The sequence below is a fragment of the Nocardioides luteus genome (assembly GCF_014648595.1).
Taxonomy (GTDB): domain Bacteria; phylum Actinomycetota; class Actinomycetes; order Propionibacteriales; family Nocardioidaceae; genus Nocardioides; species Nocardioides luteus.
This window is the reverse complement of the sequence record NZ_BMRK01000013.1, coordinates 138,453-161,837: the sequence shown is the minus strand read 5'-3', so window position 1 is coordinate 161,837 and position 23,385 is coordinate 138,453. Positions and strand designations below refer to the sequence as shown.

Below are 23,385 nucleotides of genomic sequence, written 5' to 3'. Positions count from 1 at the left end.
GAGAAAAGATCTCCGCCAATATCGGGGCGGCGGCGAGGGGTGTGGCGCGCGCTCATGAAGCTTCGAAAGAGTCGACGTCGAGTCGGGGCAGGGACCCCTCGCCCCCGCTGGTCGAGCCGCCGGAGCCCCTGGGCGGAGGCGTGTCGAGACCAACACAGCCGGTTCCGTGGACGATCACTCCGTGCCCCGGGCACCGGAGGTTGAACTTGTCGAGACCCCCCATCGCGAACACACCAACCCACCGGAGGTCGAGCTTGTCGAGACCCCTTCGCAGACACACCAGCTCACCGGTGGTCGAGCTTGTCGAGACCACCCTCTGAAAAACGGTCCAACGCGAACAAAAAGACCGCCTGAACAGGGAAAACAGGTGGCGTCTCTGTCTTTTGTGGCATATAATGGAACACATGAACGAGACCGCCGACCAGCTCCTCACCGGACCACCGCCAGGTGCGTCCGAAGCCGAGCTGGTCGACTGGATCAGCGGTCTCGAGAATCTGAAATGCCGGGCCGAAGCGCTCCAGGCCGAAGCGGCCGTACGCCTTGATGAGCTCACTCGCGTACGGCATGCCGAGGCCGGCGTCCCTGCCCGCAAGGTCGGCGACGGTGTCGCTTCTCAGATCGCCTTCGCCCGCCGTGTCTCCCCGGCCAAGGGCGCAAAACTCCTCGGCCTCGCCGAGATCCTCAACACCGAGATGCCCCACACCTTCGCACTGATGAAGGCCGGACTCTTCTCGCAGTGGCAGGCCACCATCCTCGCCCGTGAGACCGCCTGCCTCTCACTGGATGATCGGCGGATCATCGACCACGAACTCTGTGCACACGCCCCAGACGGGAAAGCGCCGGAGGTCGTCACGATGGGTCTGCGGCAGCTCGAGAACGCCGCCAAGAAGCTCGCCATCACCTTGGATCAGGAGTCTGTCGTGGCCCGCGCCGCGAAGGCGGAGAAGGATCGGCGCGTCAGCGTGCGTCCGGCACCCGACACCATGACCTGGCTCGGAGCGCTGCTGCCGGTCAAGGACGGCGTCGCGGTCTTCGCCGCCCTCGACCAGGCCGCCAAGACAGCCCAAGCAGCCGGCGACCAACGCACAAGGGGTCAGGTCATGGCCGACACCCTCGTAGACCGCGTCACCGGCCGCCAGGCAGGCGCGAAACCGAAGATCGAGGTCAAGATCGTCATGACCGCCGACTCGCTGGTCAACAGCGCCGACCGGCCTGCGATGGTCGAGGGTTACGGCCCGGTCGCAGCCTCCTGGGCTCGCGGAGCGCTCACCGACGCCGAGGTGTTTGTCCGCCGCCTGCTCACCGACCCGGCAGGTCAGCTGGTCGCGATGGAGTCGCGGTCGCGAAAGGCACCGGACGGGCTGGCCGAGTTCATCGCCACCCGCGACGAGGGCGCCTGCCGCACTAACGGCTGCGACGCCCCGATCCGCAACATCGACCACATCGTCCGCCACGCAGACGGCGGCACAACCACCGCCGAGAATCTCCAGGGTCTCTGCGAAAGATGCAATCAAGCGAAAGAATCGCTCGGCTGGCGAGCAAGACCAGGACCCGACGGCAGCATCATCACAATCACCCCGACGGGCCACACCTATACGAGTCCGCCACCAGAGACCTGGCGACCGGATCCGCCCGTGCTCTCACCTGCAGAGCGAAGACTCCAGCGCGTCCTCGTCGAGCACACCCTCGCCGCTTGAGCCGACGATCAGGTGAGGGGGAGGAGGTCGCGTTCGGCGAAGACCTTCTTGGCGGTGAAGGTGGCGTTGAGGGCTCGCGGGAAGCCGCAGTAGACGGCGGAATGCAAGAAGGCCTCGACGATCTGTTCCGGGGTGAGGCCCACGTTGAGGGCGGCGTTGATGTGCACCTCGAGCTGGGGCTCGCAGCCACCGAGGGCGGTGAGCATGCCGAGCGTGACGAGCTGACGGTCGCGCGGCTCGAGACCGGGGCGGGCGTAGATCTCGCCGAAGCCCCAGGTGACGATCTGATGAGCCATCTCAGGAGCGATGTCGGCGAGGGAGTCGATCACTCGGGCGCCGGCCTCACCGTCGATGGCGTCGAGGATCCGGCGCCCGTGGTCGTGGCGGGATGTGCGGGTGGTGGTGGTGGAGGAGTCGTCTGAGAGCGTCATGCGGCGCACGCTAGGAGTTGGAGCGCGCTCCAAGTCAACGACTTCTACGAGGCGTACGCGATCTGCCCCTGGATCTCGAAGCGGAGGCCGTCGGCGGCGGCGATGTAGACGTCCTGGTCGACGAGGTTGCCGTGCATCCGCATCAGGCCGCGCGGGCTGGAGTAGGCGTGCCGCTCGGTGAGCTGGAGCGCGGGCCCGACCTCGAGCGAGCCGCAGGCGTCGCCGACCTGGCGCAGGAACATCAGCGACTCGTAGCAGGACTCGCCGACGGCGTTGAGCGAGGGCGCGTACTCACCGAAGCGGCGGTAGTAGTGCTCGGCCAGACCGGTCGACTCCGGCGTGACGAGATCGTCGAAGTACGCCGCGGCGGCGAAGACGTTGGCGTTGGCATGGGCGCCGCCGGCGAGGAGCGTGTTCTCCTCGATGGCCGGACTCAGCCTGGTCACCGCCGCGCTCAGCCCGGCCGCTGCGAACTGACGGTTGAAGTACACCGCGTCCTGACCCATCAGCAGCATGATCACGCCGTCCTGGTCGCCGCGCTCGAGACCACGCAGGACACCGCCGAAGTCGCGGGTCCCCAGCGGGACGTACGTCTCGCTGACGACCTCGGACGGCGTGCCCTGCAGCGCGGCCCGTGCCGTCGATCCGGTGACGCGCGGGAAGACGTAGTCGTTGCCGACGACCGCCCAGCGGGAGATGCCGTGGTTGTCGCGCATCCAGGCGGCCGCGGGGAGCAGCTGGTTGACGGGGCGCTCGCCGATCATGAAGACGCCCGGGGTGTCGTCACCGCCCTCGTGCATGGCCGCGAAGGCGTAGAGCGCCCGCCCGCCGACGCGGGCGGTGATCGCCTGGCGTACCGCCGAGATGTGCCAGCCCGCGATCGCGTCGACCCGGCCGGTCTCGACGAGCCGGCCCACCTCGGCGGCGACCTCCGCGGGGGAGCGGCCGGCGTCGACCGCGACCAGCTCGACCGGGCGTCCGGCGATCCCGCCGCCGGCGTTGAGCTCCTCGGCGGCCAGCTCACCGCAGGCCAGGCAGCCGGGGCCGTAGATGCCGGTGGGGCCCTGCATCGGCACCACGAACGCGATCGAGACCGCATCCGCCGGTCGCGGGGCGAGGCCGAGGAGAGCATGCGATGCCGGCGTGAACGACGGTGGGGACATCGGCACCTGCTCCTGCTGAGTAGGACGGATGACTCACCGTTGAGCCGATTGCTGGTTAGGGTACGGGAGTCGGGCCCTCGGCGCAGCGGGCATCCAACAGCCATCTCGTGGAGGAAGCCATGGAGGTCGCCGAGACCGTCGCGACGGACCTGACCGTGCTGCTCGCCCGTGCGCAGCGCCGGATCGAGCGTGCGCTCGCCGAGACGTACGCCGACTTTGACCTGACCGCCGAGCAGTGGCGCATCCTCAGCGTGCTGCTCGACCAGCCGGGCCAGACCATGACCCGCCTCGCCGACAGCGCCGCGCTCCCGGCGGCGACGCTGACCCGTCATGTCGACCGCCTGACCGAGCGCGGCCTGGTGCTGCGCAAGGTCCACGCCGAGGACAAGCGACGTGCGGCGGTCGCGCTCTCTCCGGTGGGTGCCTCGGCGGCCCGCGAGATCCGCGACCGCCAGCAGGCCGCGACGCGCACCCTCGGAGGCGCGGACGGTGCGAAGACCGTGGCACGGGTGACCCGCGACCTCGCCACGCTCCTCGACACCGACTCCTGAGAAGTCGTTTCCGTCTGGAAACAAATCCTCGCGGAGACCGACACGCCGGCGAAACAACCCGTCCCTAGATTCCTTCCATTCGAGAGCAACTGTCCGATGGAAGGACCTCCCCCGTGCGTACCAAAATCTCGAGCCGCCTCCTTGCGGCCAGCTCGGTGCTCGCTCTGGGCATGACCGCGACCGCCTGCGGCGGCGCGAAGACCGGTGACACCGCCAGCTCCGAGAGCTGCCTCGACACCAGCGGCGACACCGTCAAGATCGGCTTCCTCAACTCCCTGTCGGGGACGATGGCGATCAGCGAGACCACGGTCTTCAAGTCGCTGTCCATGGCGGCCGAGGAGATCAACGCCGACGGCGGCGTCCTCGGCAAGAAGCTCGAGATCGTCAGCGAGGACGGCCAGTCCGAGCCGACGGTCTTCGCCGAGAAGGCCACCAAGCTCATTCAGGACGACTGCGTCGCGGCCGTCTTCGGCGGCTGGACCTCCAGCTCCCGCAAGGCGATGCTGCCGGTCTTCGAGGGCAACGACTCGCTGCTCTTCTACCCGGTGCAGTACGAGGGCCTTGAGTCCTCCGACAACATCTTCTACACCGGCGCCACCACCAACCAGCAGATCATCCCCGCCCTGGACTTCCTCAAGCAGGAGAAGAAGATCGAGTCGATCTTCCTGGTGGGCTCCGACTACGTCTTCCCGCGCACGGCCAACAAGATCATCAAGCAGTACGCAGCCGCGAACGGCATCGAGGTCCTCGGTGAGGAGTACCAGCCCCTGGGCTCGACCGACTTCGGCACGGTGGTCGACAAGGTCAAGGCCGCCGGCGCGGACGCCGTCTTCAACACGCTCAACGGCGACTCCAACGTCGCCTTCTTCAAGGAGTACAAGGGCAAGGGCCTGACCGCGGATGCGATGCCGGTGCTCTCGGTCTCGATCGCCGAGGAGGAGGTGCCGGGCGTCGGCGTGGGCAACCTCGAGGGCCAGTACACCGCCTGGAACTACTACCAGACCATCGACAGCGAGACGAACAAGGAGTTCGTCACCGACTTCAAGGCCGCCAACGGCGCCAAGGCGGTGACCTCCGACCCGATGGAGGCCGCCTACACCTCCCTCCACCTGTGGAAGGGGATGGTCGAGAAGGCTGACTCCTTCGAGGTCGCCGACGTGGTCGACGCCGCCGACGGCGTCACCTACGACGCACCCGAAGGCACCGTCGAGGTCGACGGCGAGAATCACCACCTTGCCAAGACCGCGCTCATCGGCCAGGTGAACGGCGAAGGTCTGATCGACACGGTCTGGTCGAGCGAGAAGCCGATCGAGCCCGACCCCTTCCTGAAGTCCTACGACTGGTGGAAGAACTAGTCCGTTGGACGCGATCCTCGCCCAGGTCTTCACCGGCATCTCCGCCGGTGCGGTCCTGCTCCTCATCGCCTTGGGGCTCACCCTGACCTTCGGTCAGATGGGCGTCATCAACATGGCCCACGGTGAGTTCATCATGGCCGGCGCGTACACCGCCTTCGTCGTCTCGACCATCACCGCCGGCACCGAGCTCAGCCTGCTGATCGCGCTCCCTGTGGGGTTCCTGATCGGCGGCCTGCTCGGGCTGGCGCTGGAGGCGAGCGTGCTGCGCTGGATGTACGCCCGGCCCCTCGACACGCTGCTGGTCACCTACGGCGTCGGCCTCGTCCTGCAGCAGGTCGCGCGCGACGTCTTCGGCGCTCCGGCCAAGGAGGTGCCGGCACCGGACTGGCTCGACGGGTCGATCCCGATCCTCGGCTACGACTTCCCGCTGACCAGGCTCTTCATCATCCTGCTGGCCGCCGGCTGCGTCGCCGCTCTGCTCGCGGTGCTCCGGTTCACCGCGCTGGGCCGGGAGATCCGCGCCACCGTCGGCAACCGCGACCTCGCCGAGACGCTCGGCATCTCCACCCGCCGCACCGACCGGGCCACCTTCTTCATCGGCTCCGGCCTCGCCGGCGTCGCTGGGGTGGCGCTGACCCTGCTCGGCTCCACCGGCCCCAACCTCGGCACGTCCTACATCGTCCAGGCCTTCCTCGTGGTCGTGGTCGGCGGCATCGGACACCTCAAGGGCACGATCGTGGCGGCGCTCGGCATCGGTCTGCTGCAGGCCTTCCTCGCCCACGCCCTGACCGGCTCGGTCGCGCAGGTGATCGTCTTCCTCGCGATCGTCGCGTTCCTGCAGCTGCGCCCGCAGGGCATCCTCTCGGTCCGCACCAGGAGCCTGGCATGAAGACCTCGAAGATCAAGCACAGTTCCCCGTACGCCGGCTGGCTGCTGCTCGCAATCGCCCTGCTCGTCCTCGCCCCGGCTGTCCTCTCCGACTTCCGGCTCGGTCTGCTGGCCAAGTACTGCTGCTACGCCATCGCCGCGGTCGGCATCGGCCTGGCCTGGGGCCGCGGCGGGATGCTCGTGCTCGGTCAGGGGCTCTACTTCGGCCTCGGTGCCTACGCGATGGCCATGCACCTCAAGCTCGCCGACGCCGGCCCGGGCGGAGTCCCGGACTTCATGGCGCTCTACGGCGACGCGGCCGTCCCGTGGTGGTGGGAGCCCCTGCGCAGCGGTGCCGTCGCGGTCGTGGTGATCCTCGTCCTGCCGGTGATCGTCGCGGGCCTGCTGGGGCTCGCGGTCTTCAAGCGGCGGATCAAGGGGGCGTACTTCGCCATCCTGAGCCAGGCGCTCGCCGCCGCCTTCGCGATCCTGCTCATCGGGCAGGTGAAGACCACCGGCGGCGCCAACGGGCTCAACAACTTCCAGGGCTTCTTCGGGTACGCCCTCTTCGACCCGGCCAACAAGCGGATGCTCTACTTCGTCGCCGCCGGGATCCTGCTGGTCTCGATCCTGGCGATGGCGTGGCTCCATCGCAGCCGCTTCGGCGAGCTGCTGGTGGCCGTCCGCGACGGCGAGGAGCGGGTCCGCTTCCTGGGCACCGACCCGGCGAACGTGAAGCTCGCGGCGTACGTCGTCGCGGCCGTGCTGGCCTCGGTCGGGGGCGCGCTCTTCGTGCCGATCGCCGGGATCGTCTCGCCCGACGACGTCGGCGTGGTCGCCTCCATCGGGCTGCTCGCCGGGGTCGCGCTGGGCGGGCGCGCCTCGCTGCTCGGCCCGGCGGTGGGCGCGCTGCTGGTCGGCTATGCCGAGACCTCGCTCTCCGAGGCGTTCCCGGGCTCGTGGTCCTACTTCCAAGGGGCGCTGTTCGTGCTGGTCATCCTGCTGCTGCCCGGAGGGCTGGCGCAGCTGGTGGGGATGGCGAAGCGGACGGTCGCCCACCGAGAACGACCCGCACTCGAGGAGGCGGCAGCGCGATGACCCTGACCGTGAACGACCTGAGGGTCGAGTTCGACGGCTTCGTCGCGATCGACGGGGTGTCCCTGACCCTCGAACCCGGTCGCCTGCACTTCCTGATCGGCCCCAACGGCGCAGGGAAGACGACGCTCGTGGACGCACTGACCGGCTTGGCGACGGGGAGTGGAGAGGCGCGCTATCGCACACGCGATCTGCTCGGCTTGGCATCGCACACGATCACTCGCCTCGGCGTGGGGCGTACCTTCCAGACCGCGACGGTCTTCGAGGAGCTCAGCGTGCTGCAGAACCTCGACATCGCCGCCGGTGTGCACCGGCCGAGATGGCGGCTGATGCTGCCGCGGCGCGGCACCCCCGAGCGGGTCGCCGAGGCACTGGAGACAGTGGGCCTCACCGCCCTGGCCGACCGGCCCGCCGGTGTGCTCTCGCACGGGCAGAAGCAGTGGCTGGAGATCGGCATGCTGCTGGTGCAGAACTCGGCGGTGATGCTGCTCGACGAGCCGGTGGCCGGGATGTCGGCAGAGGAGCGGGAGGAGACCGGTGAGCTGCTGCGCCGGATCAGCCCGGAGCGCACCGTCGTGGTCATCGAGCACGACATGGACTTCGTCCGCAGGTTCGCCGACGTCGTCACCGTCCTGCACGCCGGGAAGGTGATCGCGGAGGGCAGCGCCGCGGAGATCCGGGAGGACGCCGAGGTGCAGCGGGTCTACCTGGGCGACACCGTCGCCGACATGACCGAGACGAGAGCTGAGGAGAGCGCCTGATGCTGAGGATCGAGTCGGTCACCGGAGGCTACGGCCGCACCACGGTGCTCCACGAGGTCAGCCTCGAGGTCCCGGCCGGGGGAGCGGTGGCCCTGATGGGACACAACGGCGCCGGCAAGACCACCCTGCTCAAGGCCGCCGTCGGCCTGGTCCGGCCCAAGAGCGGCCGGGTGGTCCTCGACGGCGAGGACGTCACCGCGCTGCGGCCGAGCGCGCGCGTCAGACGCGGCCTCGGGTACGTCCCGCAGGGGCAGCAGTGCTTCGGCGACATGACCACCTTGGAGAACCTCCAGCTCGTCGGCGACCGGGAGGGGATCAGCGAGATGCTCGACCTCTTCCCGGCGCTGAAGGACCTGCTCGGCCGCCGGGCCGGCCTCCTCTCCGGCGGACAGCGTCAGCAGCTCTCCATCGCCCGCACCCTGCTGACCAGACCGCGGCTGCTCATCCTCGACGAACCGACCGAGGGCATCCAGCCCAACGTGGTCGCCGAGATCGAGCGGGTGATCGCCGAGCTGACCGGGCGCGGCGACCTCAGCGTGCTGCTGGTCGAGCAGCACGTCGGGTTCGCGCTGCGTACGGCCTCTGCCTACTACGTCCTCGAGTCCGGCCGGATCACAGCCCACGGCGACGGCGGTGCCGGAGCGCACGAGCACGTCCGATCCCACCTGGCCGTCTAGAGGAGCGCCGATGCACCTGACCCCCTCCGACACCGAGAAGCTGCTGCTCTCCGTGGCCGGCATGGTCGCCCGCGACCGGCTCGCCCGCGGGGTGCTGCTCAACTACCCCGAGTCGGTCGCGCTGCTGTCGACCTGGGTCATCGAGCGCGCTCGGGAGGGCGCCTCGGTCACCGACCTGATGACCCGGGGACGCACCGTGCTGAGCCGCGAGCAGGTCATGCCCGACGTCGTCGACATGCTCGTCGAGGTGCAGGTCGAGGCGACCTTCCCCGACGGCCGCAAGCTCGTCACCATCCACCAGCCCATCGCCTGAGGAGGAGACCTCCATGCAGCTCAACGGCCCCGGAGCCGTACGCGTCGCCGACGGCACCATCCGGCTCAACGCCGACCGGAGCGAGTCGGAGCGGCGTACGTTGGTCGTCCTCAACACCGGCGACCGGCCCATCCAGATCGGCTCCCACATCCACCTGGCGGAGGTCAACGCGGCGCTGGACCTCGACCGCGGCGCGGCTGAGGGATTCCGCCTCGACATCCCCGCCGGGACCTCGCGGCGCTTCGAGCCGGGCGCTTCCCGTGAGGTCGCGATCGTGGCGCTCAAGGGTGCCCGGGTCGTACCCGGGATCTCCGTGGTCTCGACATGCTCGACCACCGGGGAGGCGTGATGGTGGAGATCAGCAGGAGCGAGTACGCGGCGCTCTACGGCCCCACGGCCGGCGACCAGGTGCGTCTCGGCGACACCGACCTCTGGATCGAGGTCGAGGACGACCTGACCGCCGGGGGCGAGGAGTCGGTCTTCGGCGGCGGCAAGTCGATCCGCGAGTCGATGAACCAGTCGACGGTCTCGTCGGCAGAGGGTGCCCTCGACACAGTGATCACCAACGCCGTCGTGCTCGACCACTGGGGCATCGTCCGAGCCGACGTCGGCATCCGCGCCGGACGCATCGTCGCGCTCGGCCGCAGCGGCAACCCCGACATCGCCGACGGCGTCCACCCCGACCTGGTCATCGGGCCGGGCACCGACGTGGTCAGCGGTGAGGGCAAGATCCTCACCGCCGGAGCGATCGACGTCCACGTGCACCTGCTCTCCCGGTCCCAGATCGTCGAGGCGATCTCGACCGGCACGACCACGGTCGGTGGCGGTGGAACCGGTCCGTCCGAGGGGTCGAAGGCGACCACGGTGACCCCTGGCCCGTGGCACCTGGAGACCGTCCACCGCGCGCTCGACGACATGCCGGTCAACCTCCTGCTGATGGGCAAGGGCAACACCGTCTCCGCCGCCGGGCTGGCCGAGCAGGCGCTCGCCGGCGCAGCGGCCTACAAGGTGCACGAGGACTGGGGCTCGACCCCTGCTGCCATCGATGCCGCCCTGCGCGCCGCCGACGAGCACGGGCTCCAGGTCACGCTCCACTCCGACTCGCTCAACGAGGCGGGCTACCTGGAGTCGACGGTCGCCGCGATCGCGGGCCGGTCGATCCACGCTTTTCACGCCGAGGGCGCCGGCGGCGGGCACGCGCCCGACATCCTCTCGGTCGCCTCGCTGCTGCACGTCATCCCGGGCTCGACCAACCCGACGCTGCCGCACACGGTCAACACCGTCGCCGAGCATCTCGACATGCTGATGGTCTGCCACCACCTCAACCCGCGCGTGCCCGAGGACCTGGCCTTCGCCGAGTCGCGCATCCGGGCGACCACGATCGCCGCCGAGGACGTCCTCCACGACCTCGGCGCGCTCTCGATCACCTCCTCCGACGCCCAGGCGATGGGCCGCATCGGCGAGGTCGTCTGCCGCACCTGGCAGGTCGCCCACGCGATGAAGGCCCGCCTCGGATCGTTGGGTGGCCCGGCCGACAACGTCCGCGCGAAGAGGTACGTCGCGAAGTACACGATCAACCCCGCCATCGCCCACGGGATCGCCGCCGAGGTCGGCTCCGTGGAGCCCGGCAAGCTGGCCGACCTGGTGCTCTGGGACCCGCGCTTCTTCGGCATCCGGCCCGAGGTCGTGATGAAAGCCGGCGCGCTGGTCTGGGGCGCGCTCGGTGACCCCAACGCCTCCATCCCCACGCCGCAGCCGGTCCTCATGCGGCCGACCCTGGTCGGTCCGGGTGGGGACCACGCGGTCACTTTCGTCGCACCTGCTGCGCTGGAGGCCGGTCTCGCCGACCGCCTCGGGCTGCGCCGCCGGCTGGTAGGGATCGAGCCGACCCGGGAGATCGGCAAGGCCGACATGGTCAACAACGACGCGACACCCGATATCCGGGTCGAGCCAGAGACGTTCCGCATCCACGTCGACGGCGAGCTGATCGAGCCCGCCCCCGCCACCGAGCTACCGCTGACCCAGCTCTACTCGATGTTCTGACCATGGCCGACGACCTGATGCTGATGCTGCTCGCCGACGCCCGGCTCCCGGTCGCCGGCCACACCCAGTCGGGCCAGCTGGAGGCAGCCGTACGCTCCGGGCTCACCGCCGCGCAGGTGTCGGTCCTCATGCGGTCCCGGCTGGGCAGCGTGGCGCGGGTCGAGGCCGGCACCGCGGTGGTCGCGCTGCACCGGCTGCGCGCCGGCCTGCCCCTGGCGCCGGTCGTCGACGCGTGGGCGGCCCGCACCCCGGCCGCACCGATGCGGGAGACCTCGCACACGCTCGCCCGCGCGCTGTTGCGGCTGGTCAGACGGTTGTTCCCGGACTCGCCGCACGTCGCGGACGCGGCAGGCGTCGAGGGTGTCTGTCGCCCGATCGTCCTGGCCGCGGCGGCGGCCGCGGGTGGCATCTCGCCGGCCTCGCTCGGCCGGTTGGTGGCATACGACGATCTGCAGACGGTCGCCTCGGCAGCCCTCAAGCTGCTGCCCCTCGACCCGCTGGACGCCACCTCGTGGGTGCACGACCTGCTCCCGGCAGCCGACCGGCTCGCCACCGAGGTCGCTGCGCTCACTTCGCCCGACGAGATCCCGGCGCCCAGCGCGCCCCAGCTCGACCTGTGGGCCCTCGCCCACGCCGCCACGACCAGGAGGTTGTTCAGTGCTTGAGGACGTATCGAAGGACCGAGGACTGCGGATCGGGGTCTGCGGACCGGTCGGCACCGGGAAGAGCTCGCTCATCGCGCTGCTGTGCCGTGAGCTGGCCGCCGATCTCGAGATCGGCGTGGTCACCAACGACATCTACACCGACGAGGACGCCCGCTTCCTGCGCTCCGCCGGGGTGCTCGACCCGGCCCGCATCCGCGCCGTCGAGACCGGCGCCTGCCCCCACACCGCCATCCGCGACGACGTCACCGCCAACCTGATCGCAGTCGAGGAGCTCGAGGACGAGTTCGCGCCGCTCGACGTGGTGCTGGTCGAGTCGGGCGGTGACAACCTCACCGCCACCTTCTCGCCGGCGCTGGTCGACACCCAGATCTTCCTCATCGACGTCGCCGGCGGTGGCGACGTCGCGCGCAAGGGCGGCCCGGGCATCGAGCGCGCCGACCTGCTCGTGGTCAACAAGACCGACCTGGCCCCGTACGTCGGGGTCGACCCGGTCGCGATGGTCTCCGACGCGGGGTCGGTGCGCGAAGGACGCCCCGTCATCGCGCTGTCGCGCACCGACCCGGGCTCGGTGGCAGAGCTGGTCGAGTGGGTCAGGTCCGAGCTGGCGCTCCACCGAGGCGGCGGGCTGGTCCCGGCCGACCCGGGTCCGATGGCGCCGCACTTCCACGCCGACGGCACCAGCCACTCCCATGACCACGATGCCGACCACCAGCACGTCTGAGGTCGCCACCGGCGCCCTGACCCGGGTGCGGGTCGGGGCGGTGAGCAGCGGACGGGTACGTGTCGAGACGGAGATGGAAGGTCCGGCCACCGCCCCCGCGCTGCGCCCGATGCTGCTCGCCAGCGACGCGACCTCGGCCCGGGTCTCGCTGGTCCCCGACGGCGCGATGCTGCTGGCCGGCGACCGGGTCGCGGTCGAGGTCGAGGTGGGAGAAGGGGCCTGCCTGACCCTGGTCGAGCCCGCCGGGACGGTCGCCTACGACATGGACGGCGGGCAGGCCTGCTGGTCGGTCGCGATCACCCTCGCCGCGGGGGCAACCCTGCTCTGGGCCGGCGAGCCCTTCGTGGTCTCGGCCGGCGCGGACGTCATCCGGAGCACCGCGGTCACGCTGGGTGCCGGTGCCAGGCTCGCGCTGCGCGAGACGCTCGTCCTGGGCCGTCACGGCGAGCGGCCCGGCCGGACGAGCACGTCGTGGTCGGCCCTCGACCACGAGGGCCGACCGCTCCTGGTCGAGTCGCTCGACCTGGATGAAGCCTCGCTGGTTCCGGGGATCCTCGGCGACCATCGCGTGCTCGGGGCGGTGACCACGTTCGGTCTCGACCTCCCTCCCGACCTCTGCCGGCAGGGACGCCTGGACCTGGAGCGCGGCGGCACCCTGTGGCGTCACCTGGCCGCCGAGGCCCATGAGCTCCCGGGGGAGCCGTGGACGGTCAGCTCAGCCAGCTCGAGATCGGGTGGATCGCGAAGTAGACGATGAACAGGACCGCGACCACCCACATCAGCGGGTGGATGTTGCGGATCTTGCCGCGCACGATCTGGATCAGCACGTAGGCCAGGAAGCCGGCGCCGATGCCGACCGAGATCGAGTAGGTGAACGGCATCAGCGCGATCGTCAGGAACGCCGGGATCGCGATCTCGACGTCGCTCCAGTTGATGTCCTTGACCTGCTGCATCATCAGGAAGCCGACCAGGATGAGCGCAGGCACGGCCGCCTCGGACGGGATGATGGTGACCAGCGGAGCCAGGAACGTGGTGAGCAGGAAGAGCACACCGGTGACCACCGCGGCCAGACCCGTGCGCGCGCCCTCGCCGACGCCGGAGGCCGACTCGACGTAGGAGGTGTTGGAGGAGACACCACCGGCACCACCGGCAGCGGCGGCCAGCGAGTCGACGACCAGGATCGAGCGGGTACGCGGCGGGGTGCCGTCCTCGCGCAGCAGCCCGGCCTCCGAGCCGATCGCGGTCATCGTGCCCATGGTGTCGAAGAAGTCGGCGAGCATGAGCGTGAAGATCAGCAGCACCGCGGTCACGATGCCGACGCTCTGGAACGAGCCGAGCAGGTGGAACTCGCCAAGCGTGCCGAACGAGGGCCAGTCGATGATCTTGTCGGGGAGCGCCGGCACGTTGAGCGACCAGCCGGTCGGGTTCTCCACGCTGCTCGGACCGAGCTTCGCGAAGGCCTCGACGACGATCGCCAGCACCGTGGTCACCGCGATCGAGATCAGGATCGCGCCGCGCACCTTGAGCACCCACAGCGTGATGAGCAGCGCGAGACCGATCACGAAGACCAGCACCGGCCAGCCCGCGAGCTGGCCCGTCGGACCCAGCTGAACTGGCACGGTGGTGTTCGCGGCGTCGGGGATGCGGCGTACGAAACCGGCGTCGACGAAGCCGATCACCGCGATGAACAGACCGATCCCGACCGAGATCGCCGTCTTGAGCTCGCGGGGCACCGCGTGGAAGACGGCCTCGCGGAAGCCGGTGAGCACCAGCACCAGGATCACCAGACCCTCGATCACCACCAGGCCCATCGCGTCGGCCCAGGTCATCTGCCCGGCGATCGAGAACGCCACGAAGGCGTTCAGCCCGAGCCCGGCCGCCAGGGCCAGCGGGAAGTTGGCGACGACGCCCATCAGGATCGTCACGACACCGGCGACCAAAGCCGTGCCCGCCGCGATCGCGGCGATGTTGTCCCCGCTCGACCCGCCGAGGAGGTCACCGTTCACGTCCTCCGCGAAGCCGAGGATCAGCGGGTTCAGCGCGACGATGTAGGCCATCGTGAAGAACGTGACGATGCCACCGCGCACCTCACGCCCGACCGTCGAGCCGCGTGCGCTGATCTGGAAGAACCGGTCGATGACGTTCGTGCGTCCCGGAGTCGATGTGCTCACGCCCCGCATCTTCGCAGAAACTCGCGATCCGTCCAGAGCCGCCTCGCTGCGGAGATCACCCGGCCGTGACGGTCCTCACCGCGCAGCGCGCGACGCCGGCCTTCGCGATGCGTACGTCGGCGGTGACGAGGGTGAGGTCGTGGGACTCGGCGACCGCTACGTAGCCCGCATCATAGGTCGACAGATTGCGCCGCAGCTCCCACATCCGGGCGAGGCACGGGCCGGAGGGAGCGGTGATCACGGTGATCGTCTGGAGCCAGCGCAGCGCCCGGTCGGCGTCCTGATCGGTGAGCTTGCCGCCGAGGGAGAGCCCACGGAAGACGCTGAGCATCTCGGTTCGCCAGATCTCCGGGACGACCCATTCAGGATCGTCGGTGAGGACCCGAGTCGCTGCGTCCACCCGGGAGTCGGAGCCGGGGTCGGCGAAGAGAAGCGCGACGGCGGAGGCGTCGGGAACGATCACGCCACGCCCCGGCCGCGCTCGCCACGAGCGGTGTCGCGCGCCGCCAGGACGTCGTCGGCGGTGAACTTGGAACCGCCGCGGCGGGCGATCACCTCCTCGATCAGCGCCTGATTGTTCGCGAACGACGCCTCACGGAGCACGACATCGCGCAGGTAGGAATTCAACGACTGCCCGCGATCTTTCGCACGCTGGGCGAGGACGTCGCGGATCTCGTCCGGGACGTCGCGAATCTGCAGATAGGCCATGCACTCATTATGAGTGCATAAGGCATCCATCTCAACTGGTGTGGTAGATCGGCAGGTCCGCCTCGGCGGTGCCCCAGTCCTGGTTCGGGTCGGGGGCGACGTCGATCCGGACGGTGCCGCCGCGGTTCATCACCGACTCGGGCAGCCACGACTGCGTACGCTCCCGGCCGTCGAGGGAGACGGCCCAGACGTAGATGTTCTCGGCGCTCGCCTGCGGCGACTCGATGACGATGTCGACGCCGTTGCCGCGGTGGATGACCACCCGCTCGAAGATCGGGCTGGAGAGGAGCATCTCGGCGCGGGCGGGGTCCTGCGGATAGATGCCCATCGCGGAGAAGACGTACCAGGCCGACATGGTGCCGAGGTCGTCGTTGCCGGGGAGGCCGCGCGGCCCGACCCCGTAGGCGAGCGAGGCCATCGCGCGCACCGTCTCCTGGGTCTTCCACGGAGCGCCGAGGCCGTTGTACATCCACGGGATGTGGATGCCGGGCTCGTTGGTCGGGTCGTAGCGCAGCGGGTCGCCGCCGGTGTGCTGCCAGGAGCCGTCGGCCTTGTGGAAGAACGCATCGAGACGCTCGATCGCCCGGTCACGCCCGCCGGCCGCCTCGGCCAGGCGGGCGACGTCGTGCGGCACCATCCAGGTGTACGTCGCGCTGCTGCCTTGCGCGAAGCCGGTGTCGGTCGAGGGGCTGAAGCCGGAGACCCAGCTCCCGTCGGCCTTGCGCGCCTGCTGGTAGCCGTCGGTCTCGGTGGCGTCGGGGTTGAACGTGTGCTGCCACCAGCCGGCTCGATCCATCAGCGCGTCGGTCTCGGCCGAGGAGGCGCCCAGGCGGCGGCCCCAGTCGGCGAGCGAGTAGTCGGCGACGGCGTCCTCGAGGGTCTCCGCGGCGCCGCCCCAGCAGTGACACGTGTCCTGGGGTGCGTACCCCTTGTCGAGGTAGTCGGCGAGGTTGGGCCGCTGGCCGATGCACTGGCCGGGGCAGCCGTAGCTCGAGAGTCCGTCGGGGTGCGGCACCGTCGCCTGGCGCACCAGCGACTCGTAGGCGCCCGCAGCGTCGAAGTTGCGCACGCCGAGCGCGTAGAAGCCGGCCAGCGTCGGTGCGCTGGGGTCGCCGGTCATCACGTGGGTCCACCCGCTGAGGTGGAGCCAGCGGTCCCAGACGCCGCCGTGCTGTCGCGAGTAGGCGTGCAGCGAGCGGGCGAAGTCGCCGGCCACCCGCGGCTCGAGAAGCGCGAGGAGCTGGGTGTGCGCGCGGTACTGGTCCCAGCCGGAGAAGTTGCCGTACTGCGCCTGCTGGCCGCGCTCGATCCGGTGGACCTCCTGGTCGCTGCCCCAGTAGGTGCCGGCGACGTCGGAGATCACGTTGGGCTGGAGATAGGAGTGGTAGAGGCCGGTGTAGAACGCCGTCTGCTCGTCCCTGCTGCCGCCGGCGACCTCGACCGAGGAGAGCGCCTCGCGCCACTCCGCCTTCGCGTCGGTGGTGACCGAGGACACCGTGTCGGGCCGCTTGATCTCGGCCTTCAGGTTCGCTTCGGCGGCCGCCTGGCTGGTGTAGGAGATCCCGATCCGCATCTGCACCGTCTGGTCGCGGCGCGGGTCGAAGGAGACGTAGCCACCCGAGCCCTGTCCCTGGCGGGCCGCACCGGTCTCGTAGCCCTCGCCGCCGCGCGCCTCCGTGCTGCCCGGCTGGAGCTCGCCGTTGACCCAGGTGCCGTGGCCGCTGAAGGAGCGGTCGAACTGGGCCGTGAAGTAGAGCCGGTAGTAGGAGCGCTTGTTGCTGCCGCCGCCGTTCCCACGCCGCCCGCAGAACGCCCCCGTCAGCACCGATCCGCTCACGGTGCGCTTGGCGCGGTCGATCCGGGTCACCGCGCTCTCGCTGCCGTTGAGCGAGTTGGAGGTGCGGAAGAGCAGGTTGGCGGGCTTGTCGGCGGGGAAGGTCAGCTCGCTGACCGCGGCGCGGGTCGTCACCGCGGTGTCCATCTCGGCACCGTTGGCCAGACCCAGCCGGTAGCGGCCCGGCTCGGCCAGCTCGTCGGCGTGGCTGAAGTCGGAGGCGTACGTCGCGTCGGTGACGTCCGCGGTCGGCGACCCGGTCATCTCACCGGTGTGCGGGAAGACCGGGACGTCGCCGGCGGCGCCGGGATGGCAGCCCGCGCCGTTGACGTGGGTGAGCGAGAAGCCGCGCATCCGGGTGGTGTCGTGGGAGTAGCCGTTGGAGGCGGCCGTGTTGGTCTGGTCGCCGGCGGTGGAGGTCGGGCTGACCGAGATCATCCCGAAGGGGCGTACCGCTCCCGGATAGGTGTTGCCGCCGTTGGCGGAGCCGATCAGCGGATCGACCAGCGCGACGGGATCGGCGACGAGGTCGGCGGCCGGCGTCGCAGCCGGAGCCGCCGTCGCGGCGAACCCGCTGCCGAGAAGGGTGAGGGAGAGGGCACAAGTCACGAGAACCCGCATGGCGGAGACCATGCCAGAGATTCGTCTCCGCCGTGCGGGTTCGAGGTGAAGGACTGGTGGACTCAGGCGGTCCACTCGGGGTAGTCGGTGTAGCCGGCCTCGCCGCCGCCGTAGAAGGTCGACAGGTCGGGCTCGTTGAGCGGGAGGCTCTCCTCCAGGCGCCGGGGCAGGTCCGGGTTGGCGATGAAGGTGCGCCCGAACGCGGCCGCGTCGATCAGGTCGGCCTCGATCAGGCGGGTCGCCTTCTCGGAGGTGTAGGAGCCGGCGGCGACGATCGTGCCGGGGTGGGCGGCGCGCAGCTGCTTGCGGTAGTCGTCGCTCAGCTCCGGCCCGCCGGCCCAGTCGGGCTCGGAGAGGTGCAGGAAGGCGACGCCGCGCTTGCCGATCTCGGCGGCGAGGTAGAGGCCCATCTCGGCGCCCTCGGGGTCCTCGAGGCCGTTGAACGAGCCGATCGGGGAGATCCGGATGCCGACGTGGTCGGCGTCCCACTCAGCGATGACCGCGTCGAGCACCTCGAGGGTCAGCCGGGCGCGGTTCTCCAGGGAGCCGCCGTAGGAGTCGGTGCGCTCGTTGCTGCTGGCGCTGGAGAACTGGTGGAGCAGGTAGCCGTGGGCGGCGTGGACCTCGACGAGGTCGAAGCCGGCCTCACGGGCGTTGCGTGTCGCGCGGCGGTAGTCGTCGACGACCTCCGCGATCTCGGCGGTCTCGAGGGCACGGGGCGTGGGGCAGTTGACCCTCGTCGGGGTGCCGTCCTCGCCGCGTACGGTCGTGCGGTTGCGGTAGGGGATGGCCGAGGCGCTGACCGGGAGGTCGCCGTCGTGGAAGGACTCGTGAGAGACCCGGCCGACGTGCCACAGCTGCGCGGCGATCCGGCCGCCGGCCTCGTGGACGGTGTCGGTGACGTGGCGCCAGCCCTCGACCTGCTCGGCCGAGTGGATGCCCGGGGTGTCCATGTAGCCCTTGCCCTGCGGCGAGACCTGGGTGCCCTCGGAGATGATCAGGCCGGCCGAGGCGCGCTGGCGGTAGTAGTCGGCCATCAGCGGGTTGGGTACGTCGCCCGGCTGGCTGGCGCGCATACGGGTCAGCGGCGCCATCAGGACGCGGTTGGGGATGGTCGTCGAACCGAGGTTCAGCGGCGAGAACAATGACGTCATGACCCGCTCAACTGAGCGGTTGCTCATATTGTTCCCGGATCGGCCGGAGAAGCCGAGTTCGCGATCACCAGCGCGCCCATGACACCGGCGTTGTCGCCGAGCTCGCTCGGGACGACGTCGAGCGCAGCGGCGGTGTCGGGCTGGGTGAACCGGTCGATGGAGTCCTTGATGCCGAGCACGAACGACTCCGAGTGGCGCATGGTGTCGCCGACCACGATCAGGGCCGGGTTGAGGTGGTTGCAGAGGTCGGCGAGCACCCGTCCGACGGCGCGGCCGGCGTCGTCGAGGATGCGGTTGACCCGGATGTCACCCTCCTGGGCGAGCTCGAGCATGCGCTCGACGGTGAGCGTCTCCTCGTAGGCGGGCTGCAGCAGCTCGACCAGGCGGGAGCCGCCGAACGCCTTCTCCAGGCAGCCGCGGTTGCCGCACCGGCAGATCGGGCCGTTTTCCTCGAAACGTACGTGGCCGATCTCTCCGGCGATCCCGGTGACGCCCCGGTAGAGCTCGCCGGCGAGGACCAGGCCGGCGCCGATGCCGCTGGAGGCCTTGACGTAGATGACGTCGTCGACGTCGCGCGCCGCGCCGTGCTCGATCTCGGCGAGCGCGCCGAGGTTGGCGTCGTTCTCGACCTGGACCGGCATCCCGAGACGGCGGGAGAGCTCCTCGCCGGGAGCAAGGTCCATCCAGTTGGCCAGGATGGGGGAGACCACGAGCCCGCTGTGCGGGTCGACCGGGCCCGGGATGCCCATGCCGACCCCGAGGACGCGGTCCGTGCGCGGGTCGATGCCCGCCTCGGCCAGGCACTCGCGCACCAGTGCCGCGGCCCGGTCGATGGTCTCGACGGGGGAGTTGTCGGCGTCGAGCCGGATCTCCTCCTCGGCGAGCGGGTTCGCCGCGAGGTCGGCGATGGCCACCCGGACGTGCCGGTGGCCGATGTCGACGGCCACGAGGGTGCCGGGAGAGCCCTTGATGGTGAGCAGCGAGGGAGGCCGCCCGCCGCCGCGCGCCAGGACAGAGCCGGAGGTCTCGACGATCTTCTCGGCGGCCAGCAGCTCCTGCACGATGCTCGACACGGTGCTGCGGGAGAGGCCGGTGCGCTGGGCGAGCTCGGCGCGGCTGACCGGCGCCGAGCGGCCCAGGAGGTCGAGGATCTGGGATCGGTTGGTGACGCGCAGCCGTGACTCCGGAGTGGTCATGCGGTGACTGTAGGTGATTATGTCGATTTCCGACAGATCTCAGGTTGGAAACGTCTCGGGTTATGCGTTGACTAGACAGAAAGGCAGGGCGTACGTTGTCCCGGCACGCGACCGCGAATGACCCAGATCACACCGACGTGGTGGTCGCGCAACCGGAGGATCAAAGATGAACGCAACGCGTAAGGCCCTGGCCGCCGGCCTGGCCGCCCTGAGCCTGCTGGCGGTGTCCGCCTGCGGCAGCGACAGCGAGAGCGGCAGCACCGACGAGGTGGAGGTCTTCACCTGGTGGGCCGAGGGTAGTGAGAAGGCCGGGCTCGACGCCCTGGTCAAGGTGTTCGACGAGCAGAACCCCGACCTGAAGTTCGTCAACGGCGCGGTCGCCGGCGGTGCCGGCAGCGACGCGAAGAACGTGCTCCAGTCCCGCCTGCAGAACGGTGAGCCGCCGGCCACCTTCCAGGCGCACGCGGGTGCGGAGCTGACCGACTACATCAACGCCGGCCAGATCGAGGACCTCACCGACCTCTACGAGGAGAAGGGCTGGAACGAGCAGTTCCCCGAGGGCCTCCTGGAGCGGCTGAAGCAGGACGGCGGCATCTACTCCGTCCCGTCCAACATCCACCGGGCCAACGTGCTCTGGTCCAACCCGGCCGTCTTGAAGAAGGCGGGCATCGAGGCGAACAAGAGCTACGACTCGCTCGGCGCCTGGATCGCCGACCTGGAGAAGATCAAGGCCAAGGGCATCATCCCGCTCTCCATCGCGACCGACTGGACCCAGGTCCACCTGCTCGAGACCGTGCTCCTCGCCGATCTGGGCGCCGAGGCGTACAACGGTCTCTGGGACGGGTCCACCGACTGGGCCGGCAGTGAGGTCAAGGCCGCGCTCGGTGACTACAGCAAGCTCATCGCGCTGACCAACACCGACCGTCAGGGCCTCGACTGGCCGGACGCGACGCAGCTGGTCATCGACGGCGAGGCCGCGTTCAACATCATGGGCGACTGGGCCGAGGCGGCGTTCCAGGAGCAGGGCAAGAAGCTGAACACCGACTACACCGCGGTCCCGGTCCCGGGCACCGAGGGCGTCTTCGACTTCCTGGCCGACTCCTTCACCATGCCGGTGGACGGCCCGAACCCCGAGGGCACCGAGGCCTGGCTGGACACCATCGCCAGCGACGAGGGCCAGGTCGCCTTCAACAAGGCGAAGGGCTCGATCCCGGCCAGCACCACCGCCGACACCGCCTCCTTCGGTGAGTACCAGCAGACCGCGATCAAGTCGTGGAGCGAGGACGAGATCGTCTCCTCGCTGGCCCACGGCGCCGCGACCTCGGTCAACTGGCTGACCGACATCACCGCCGCCGTAGCGAAGTTCGGCAGCAACAAGGATGTCGCCGGTCTCCAGGAGGGTCTCGCCGAGGCCGCCGAGGACAACAAGCCCGAGTGATCGACGGGCTCATCGAGCCCGCTGATCCACCCGGTCTGAACACCCGGCCCGAGGGGCTGCGGCGGCCATCGTCCGCCGCGGCTCCTCGGCCGCCCTCTGTGAAAGGACGGACAGATGTCCTCCACGGTGCCCAGCGCCGTCAAGCGGCCGCGACGGCCCAAGGGCCGCATCGGCGGCCACGGGTGGGTCGCGCCCGTGCTCCTCATCCTGCCGACCGTCATCGTCATCGGCGTCTTCGTCTACGGCCTCATCGGCTCCAACATCCACACCTCCCTGCAGGACCGCCACAACATCGGTCCGTCCCAGGGGTTCGCGGGTCTGGACAACTACCGCGACCTGTTCACCGACGACGACTTCATCTACTCGCTGCGCAACCTGCTGCTCTACACCGCGACGTTCCTGGTCGGCACCCTGTGCCTCGGGTTCCTGTGGGCGTGGCTGCTGGAGCGCAAGGCCCGCGGTGAGTCGCTCTTCCGGGCGATCTACCTGTTTCCGATGGCGGTCTCGTTCGTCGCCTCCGGTGTGGTCTGGCGCTGGCTGCTCAACAACGCCGAGGGCAACCGCGCCTCCGGGCTCAACCGGCTCTTCGGCTCGCTGCACCTCGACTTCCTGCAGAACCCGTGGTGGACCGACGAGCGCTGGGGCATCCTGGCCATCGCCGTCCCCGCGATCTGGCAGCTGAGCGGCTACGTGATGGCGCTCTTCCTGGCCGGCTTCCGCGGCATCCCCGAGGAGCTGCGCGAGGCGGCCCGCATCGACGGCGCCTCGGAGTGGCAGCTCTACCGCCACGTCATCTTCCCGCAGCTGAGCCCGGTCGCCCTGTCGGCGATCATCATCATCGGCCACATGTCGCTGAAGGTCTTCGACCTGATCATGGCCATCGCCGGCCAGACCAACTACACGACCCAGGTGCCCGCCACCCAGATGTGGATCGAGTTCACCCGCGGCGACTACGCCAAGTCGGCCGCCATCGGGACGATCCTGCTCCTCATCGTGGCCATCCTGATCGTCCCCTACCTCGTCTCCACCTACCGTCAGGAGCGTCGCCGATGAGCACCGATGCAATCCCGGCAGCCGTCGCGAGCCGGGTCCCCGGCCAGCGCTCCCGCGGGATCGCCCGCACCCTCAAGTACGTGCTGTTGATCATCTTCGCGCTGGTCGTGCTGCTGCCTGCGTACGTCCTGTTCGTGACCAGCTTCAAGGGGCTCGGCGACGCGACCCCGGCCAACGCCTGGAAGCTGCCGCAGGTCTGGGAGACCGCCGGCTGGTCGCGCGCCTGGGAGCAGCTCGGGCCCGCCCTGGGGCGCACCTTCGCCATGGTCATCCCGGCCTCGATCATCTCCTCGGTGCTGGGGTCGATGAACGGGTTCGTGCTCTCCAAGTGGCGTTTCCCCGGCGCTGACATCGTCTTCACGCTGATCCTGTTCGGGATGTTCATCCCCTACCAGGCCGTGATGGTCCCGCTGGTGCAGCTGATGGGCAACCTCGGTGTCCCCTCGGGCGTACCCAGCCTGATCGTGCTCCACGTCGTCTACGGTCTGCCGATCACCACGCTGATCTTCCGCAACTACTACGCCGGGGTCCCGGTCGAGCTGGTCGAGGCCGCGCGGGTCGACGGCGCCGGCATGCTCCGGACGTACGCCTCGATCATCCTGCCGATCTCGGCGCCGGCGTTCGTGGTGGTGCTGATGTGGCAGTTCACTTCGGCCTGGAACGACTACCTGTTCGCGCTCTTCTTCTCGACCTCGCGCAACGGGCCGGTGACGATCGCGCTGAACTTCCTGGCGAGCGGTCAGCTGCAGGACTACTCCGCCAGCATGGCGGGCGCGCTGATCGCGTCCGTCCCGACGCTGATCATCTACATCCTGCTCGGCCGCTACTTCGTCGGCGGGCTGATGGCCGGCTCGGTCAAGGGATGATCGAG

24 protein-coding genes are annotated in these 23,385 nt (G+C 69.7%); 16 read left to right on the top strand and 8 right to left on the bottom strand.

Annotated elements, in window-relative coordinates; genetic code table 11:
* Window positions 1–404 precede the first annotated feature (404 nt).
* Window positions 405–1,697, top strand: a complete 1,293-nt coding sequence (locus tag IEY81_RS16720; protein ID WP_189119609.1) for an HNH endonuclease — start codon at window positions 405–407, stop codon at window positions 1,695–1,697.
* Between the two features lie 8 nt (window positions 1,698–1,705).
* Here the strand turns inward: IEY81_RS16720 and IEY81_RS16715 are convergent, their stop codons facing one another.
* Both IEY81_RS16715 and IEY81_RS16710 read right to left on the bottom strand, forming a co-directional pair.
* Complete coding sequence (locus IEY81_RS16715) at window positions 1,706–2,128, bottom strand: carboxymuconolactone decarboxylase family protein (protein ID WP_189119608.1); 423 nt, start codon at window positions 2,126–2,128, stop codon at window positions 1,706–1,708.
* 44 nt (window positions 2,129–2,172) lie between these two features.
* Window positions 2,173–3,291 (bottom strand): substrate-binding domain-containing protein, encoded by a 1,119-nt coding sequence (locus IEY81_RS16710; protein ID WP_189119607.1) that lies wholly within the window; start codon window positions 3,289–3,291, stop codon window positions 2,173–2,175.
* A 119-nt stretch (window positions 3,292–3,410) separates the two neighbouring features.
* Between IEY81_RS16710 and IEY81_RS16705 the strand changes: the two genes are divergently transcribed.
* The 12 genes from IEY81_RS16705 (at window position 3,411) to IEY81_RS16650 (ending at window position 13,096) form a co-directional block, all read left to right on the top strand.
* Window positions 3,411–3,842, top strand: a complete 432-nt coding sequence (locus IEY81_RS16705) for a MarR family winged helix-turn-helix transcriptional regulator (protein ID WP_189119606.1) — start codon at window positions 3,411–3,413, stop codon at window positions 3,840–3,842.
* Between the two features lie 113 nt (window positions 3,843–3,955).
* Window positions 3,956–5,197, top strand: coding sequence for an urea ABC transporter substrate-binding protein (gene urtA / locus IEY81_RS16700; protein ID WP_189119605.1), 1,242 nt, complete (start codon window positions 3,956–3,958; stop codon window positions 5,195–5,197).
* A gap of 4 nt (window positions 5,198–5,201) precedes the next feature.
* Complete coding sequence (urtB, locus tag IEY81_RS16695; protein WP_189119604.1) at window positions 5,202–6,086, top strand: urea ABC transporter permease subunit UrtB; 885 nt, start codon at window positions 5,202–5,204, stop codon at window positions 6,084–6,086.
* A complete protein-coding gene (gene urtC, locus IEY81_RS16690; RefSeq protein WP_229787933.1) occupies window positions 6,083–7,162 on the top strand; it encodes an urea ABC transporter permease subunit UrtC in 1,080 nt (359 codons plus the stop codon). The genes urtB and urtC overlap by 4 nt, the downstream gene beginning before the upstream one ends.
* Complete coding sequence (gene urtD / locus IEY81_RS16685) at window positions 7,159–7,920, top strand: urea ABC transporter ATP-binding protein UrtD (RefSeq protein ID WP_189119603.1); 762 nt, start codon at window positions 7,159–7,161, stop codon at window positions 7,918–7,920. Before urtC ends, urtD begins: the two co-directional genes overlap by 4 nt.
* The gene (locus tag IEY81_RS16680; protein WP_189119602.1) at window positions 7,920–8,597 is read left to right on the top strand and encodes an ATP-binding cassette domain-containing protein; all 678 of its coding nucleotides are present in this window, start codon (window positions 7,920–7,922) and stop codon (window positions 8,595–8,597) included. Before urtD ends, IEY81_RS16680 begins: the two co-directional genes overlap by 1 nt.
* Before the next feature lie 10 nt (window positions 8,598–8,607).
* A complete protein-coding gene (locus tag IEY81_RS16675) occupies window positions 8,608–8,910 on the top strand; it encodes an urease subunit gamma (RefSeq protein ID WP_189119601.1) in 303 nt (100 codons plus the stop codon).
* 13 nt (window positions 8,911–8,923) lie between these two features.
* Complete coding sequence (gene ureB, locus IEY81_RS16670; RefSeq protein WP_189119600.1) at window positions 8,924–9,259, top strand: urease subunit beta; 336 nt, start codon at window positions 8,924–8,926, stop codon at window positions 9,257–9,259.
* Window positions 9,259–10,953 (top strand): urease subunit alpha, encoded by a 1,695-nt coding sequence (locus tag IEY81_RS16665; protein ID WP_189119625.1) that lies wholly within the window; start codon window positions 9,259–9,261, stop codon window positions 10,951–10,953. The genes ureB and IEY81_RS16665 overlap by 1 nt, the downstream gene beginning before the upstream one ends.
* A 2-nt stretch (window positions 10,954–10,955) precedes the next feature.
* Window positions 10,956–11,618 carry an urease accessory UreF family protein gene (locus IEY81_RS16660; protein ID WP_229787932.1) on the top strand — a complete coding sequence of 221 codons (663 nt, stop codon included), beginning with the start codon at window positions 10,956–10,958 and terminating at the stop codon, window positions 11,616–11,618.
* Window positions 11,611–12,339 carry an urease accessory protein UreG gene (gene ureG, locus IEY81_RS16655; protein ID WP_189119599.1) on the top strand — a complete coding sequence of 243 codons (729 nt, stop codon included), beginning with the start codon at window positions 11,611–11,613 and terminating at the stop codon, window positions 12,337–12,339. The genes IEY81_RS16660 and ureG overlap by 8 nt, the downstream gene beginning before the upstream one ends.
* Window positions 12,317–13,096: an urease accessory protein UreD gene (locus IEY81_RS16650; RefSeq protein WP_189119598.1), complete on the top strand. Its 780-nt coding sequence runs from the start codon at window positions 12,317–12,319 to the stop codon at window positions 13,094–13,096. Before ureG ends, IEY81_RS16650 begins: the two co-directional genes overlap by 23 nt.
* Here the strand turns inward: IEY81_RS16650 and IEY81_RS16645 are convergent.
* The 6 genes from IEY81_RS16645 to IEY81_RS16620 form a co-directional block, all read right to left on the bottom strand.
* Window positions 13,050–14,519: an NCS2 family permease gene (locus IEY81_RS16645; RefSeq protein WP_189119597.1), complete on the bottom strand. Its 1,470-nt coding sequence runs from the start codon at window positions 14,517–14,519 to the stop codon at window positions 13,050–13,052. The two genes, IEY81_RS16650 and IEY81_RS16645, sit on opposite strands and share 47 nt — an antisense overlap.
* Before the next feature lie 46 nt (window positions 14,520–14,565).
* Window positions 14,566–14,973, bottom strand: a complete 408-nt coding sequence (locus IEY81_RS16640) for a type II toxin-antitoxin system VapC family toxin (protein WP_189119596.1) — start codon at window positions 14,971–14,973, stop codon at window positions 14,566–14,568.
* The gene (locus tag IEY81_RS16635) at window positions 14,970–15,218 is read right to left on the bottom strand and encodes a FitA-like ribbon-helix-helix domain-containing protein (protein ID WP_189119595.1); all 249 of its coding nucleotides are present in this window, start codon (window positions 15,216–15,218) and stop codon (window positions 14,970–14,972) included. The genes IEY81_RS16640 and IEY81_RS16635 overlap by 4 nt, the downstream gene beginning before the upstream one ends.
* 31 nt (window positions 15,219–15,249) lie before the next feature.
* Window positions 15,250–17,673, bottom strand: coding sequence for a GH92 family glycosyl hydrolase (locus IEY81_RS16630; RefSeq protein ID WP_189119594.1), 2,424 nt, complete (start codon window positions 17,671–17,673; stop codon window positions 15,250–15,252).
* Between the two features lie 62 nt (window positions 17,674–17,735).
* Window positions 17,736–18,827 (bottom strand): N-ethylmaleimide reductase, encoded by a 1,092-nt coding sequence (nemA, locus tag IEY81_RS16625; protein ID WP_189119593.1) that lies wholly within the window; start codon window positions 18,825–18,827, stop codon window positions 17,736–17,738.
* A 23-nt stretch (window positions 18,828–18,850) separates the two neighbouring features.
* The gene (locus IEY81_RS16620; RefSeq protein ID WP_189119592.1) at window positions 18,851–20,023 is read right to left on the bottom strand and encodes an ROK family transcriptional regulator; all 1,173 of its coding nucleotides are present in this window, start codon (window positions 20,021–20,023) and stop codon (window positions 18,851–18,853) included.
* 166 nt (window positions 20,024–20,189) lie between these two features.
* Between IEY81_RS16620 and IEY81_RS16615 the strand changes: the two genes are divergently transcribed.
* From IEY81_RS16615 to IEY81_RS16605, 3 genes are all read left to right on the top strand, one after another.
* On the top strand, window positions 20,190–21,461 hold the full coding sequence (locus IEY81_RS16615) for an ABC transporter substrate-binding protein (protein ID WP_189119591.1): 1,272 nt from the start codon (window positions 20,190–20,192) through the stop codon (window positions 21,459–21,461).
* 114 nt (window positions 21,462–21,575) lie between these two features.
* On the top strand, window positions 21,576–22,514 hold the full coding sequence (locus tag IEY81_RS16610) for a carbohydrate ABC transporter permease (RefSeq protein WP_229787931.1): 939 nt from the start codon (window positions 21,576–21,578) through the stop codon (window positions 22,512–22,514).
* Window positions 22,511–23,380 carry a carbohydrate ABC transporter permease gene (locus IEY81_RS16605; RefSeq protein WP_189119590.1) on the top strand — a complete coding sequence of 290 codons (870 nt, stop codon included), beginning with the start codon at window positions 22,511–22,513 and terminating at the stop codon, window positions 23,378–23,380. The genes IEY81_RS16610 and IEY81_RS16605 overlap by 4 nt, the downstream gene beginning before the upstream one ends.
* Window positions 23,381–23,385 lie beyond the last annotated feature (5 nt).

Coding starts and splice junctions, on each gene's coding strand:
- IEY81_RS16720 (WP_189119609.1), top strand. CDS start 405: ATGAACGAGACCGCCGACCAGCTCCTCACCGGACCACCGCCAGGTGCG.
- IEY81_RS16715 (WP_189119608.1), bottom strand. CDS start 2,128: ATGACGCTCTCAGACGACTCCTCCACCACCACCACCCGCACATCCCGC.
- IEY81_RS16710 (WP_189119607.1), bottom strand. CDS start 3,291: ATGTCCCCACCGTCGTTCACGCCGGCATCGCATGCTCTCCTCGGCCTC.
- IEY81_RS16705 (WP_189119606.1), top strand. CDS start 3,411: ATGGAGGTCGCCGAGACCGTCGCGACGGACCTGACCGTGCTGCTCGCC.
- urtC (WP_229787933.1), top strand. CDS start 6,083: ATGAAGACCTCGAAGATCAAGCACAGTTCCCCGTACGCCGGCTGGCTG.
- urtD (WP_189119603.1), top strand. CDS start 7,159: ATGACCCTGACCGTGAACGACCTGAGGGTCGAGTTCGACGGCTTCGTC.
- IEY81_RS16680 (WP_189119602.1), top strand. CDS start 7,920: ATGCTGAGGATCGAGTCGGTCACCGGAGGCTACGGCCGCACCACGGTG.
- IEY81_RS16675 (WP_189119601.1), top strand. CDS start 8,608: ATGCACCTGACCCCCTCCGACACCGAGAAGCTGCTGCTCTCCGTGGCC.
- ureB (WP_189119600.1), top strand. CDS start 8,924: ATGCAGCTCAACGGCCCCGGAGCCGTACGCGTCGCCGACGGCACCATC.
- IEY81_RS16665 (WP_189119625.1), top strand. CDS start 9,259: ATGGTGGAGATCAGCAGGAGCGAGTACGCGGCGCTCTACGGCCCCACG.
- IEY81_RS16660 (WP_229787932.1), top strand. CDS start 10,956: ATGGCCGACGACCTGATGCTGATGCTGCTCGCCGACGCCCGGCTCCCG.
- IEY81_RS16650 (WP_189119598.1), top strand. CDS start 12,317: ATGCCGACCACCAGCACGTCTGAGGTCGCCACCGGCGCCCTGACCCGG.
- IEY81_RS16645 (WP_189119597.1), bottom strand. CDS start 14,519: ATGCGGGGCGTGAGCACATCGACTCCGGGACGCACGAACGTCATCGAC.
- IEY81_RS16635 (WP_189119595.1), bottom strand. CDS start 15,218: ATGGCCTATCTGCAGATTCGCGACGTCCCGGACGAGATCCGCGACGTC.
- IEY81_RS16630 (WP_189119594.1), bottom strand. CDS start 17,673: ATGCGGGTTCTCGTGACTTGTGCCCTCTCCCTCACCCTTCTCGGCAGC.
- nemA (WP_189119593.1), bottom strand. CDS start 18,827: ATGACGTCATTGTTCTCGCCGCTGAACCTCGGTTCGACGACCATCCCC.
- IEY81_RS16620 (WP_189119592.1), bottom strand. CDS start 20,023: ATGACCACTCCGGAGTCACGGCTGCGCGTCACCAACCGATCCCAGATC.
- IEY81_RS16615 (WP_189119591.1), top strand. CDS start 20,190: ATGAACGCAACGCGTAAGGCCCTGGCCGCCGGCCTGGCCGCCCTGAGC.
- IEY81_RS16610 (WP_229787931.1), top strand. CDS start 21,576: ATGTCCTCCACGGTGCCCAGCGCCGTCAAGCGGCCGCGACGGCCCAAG.
- IEY81_RS16605 (WP_189119590.1), top strand. CDS start 22,511: ATGAGCACCGATGCAATCCCGGCAGCCGTCGCGAGCCGGGTCCCCGGC.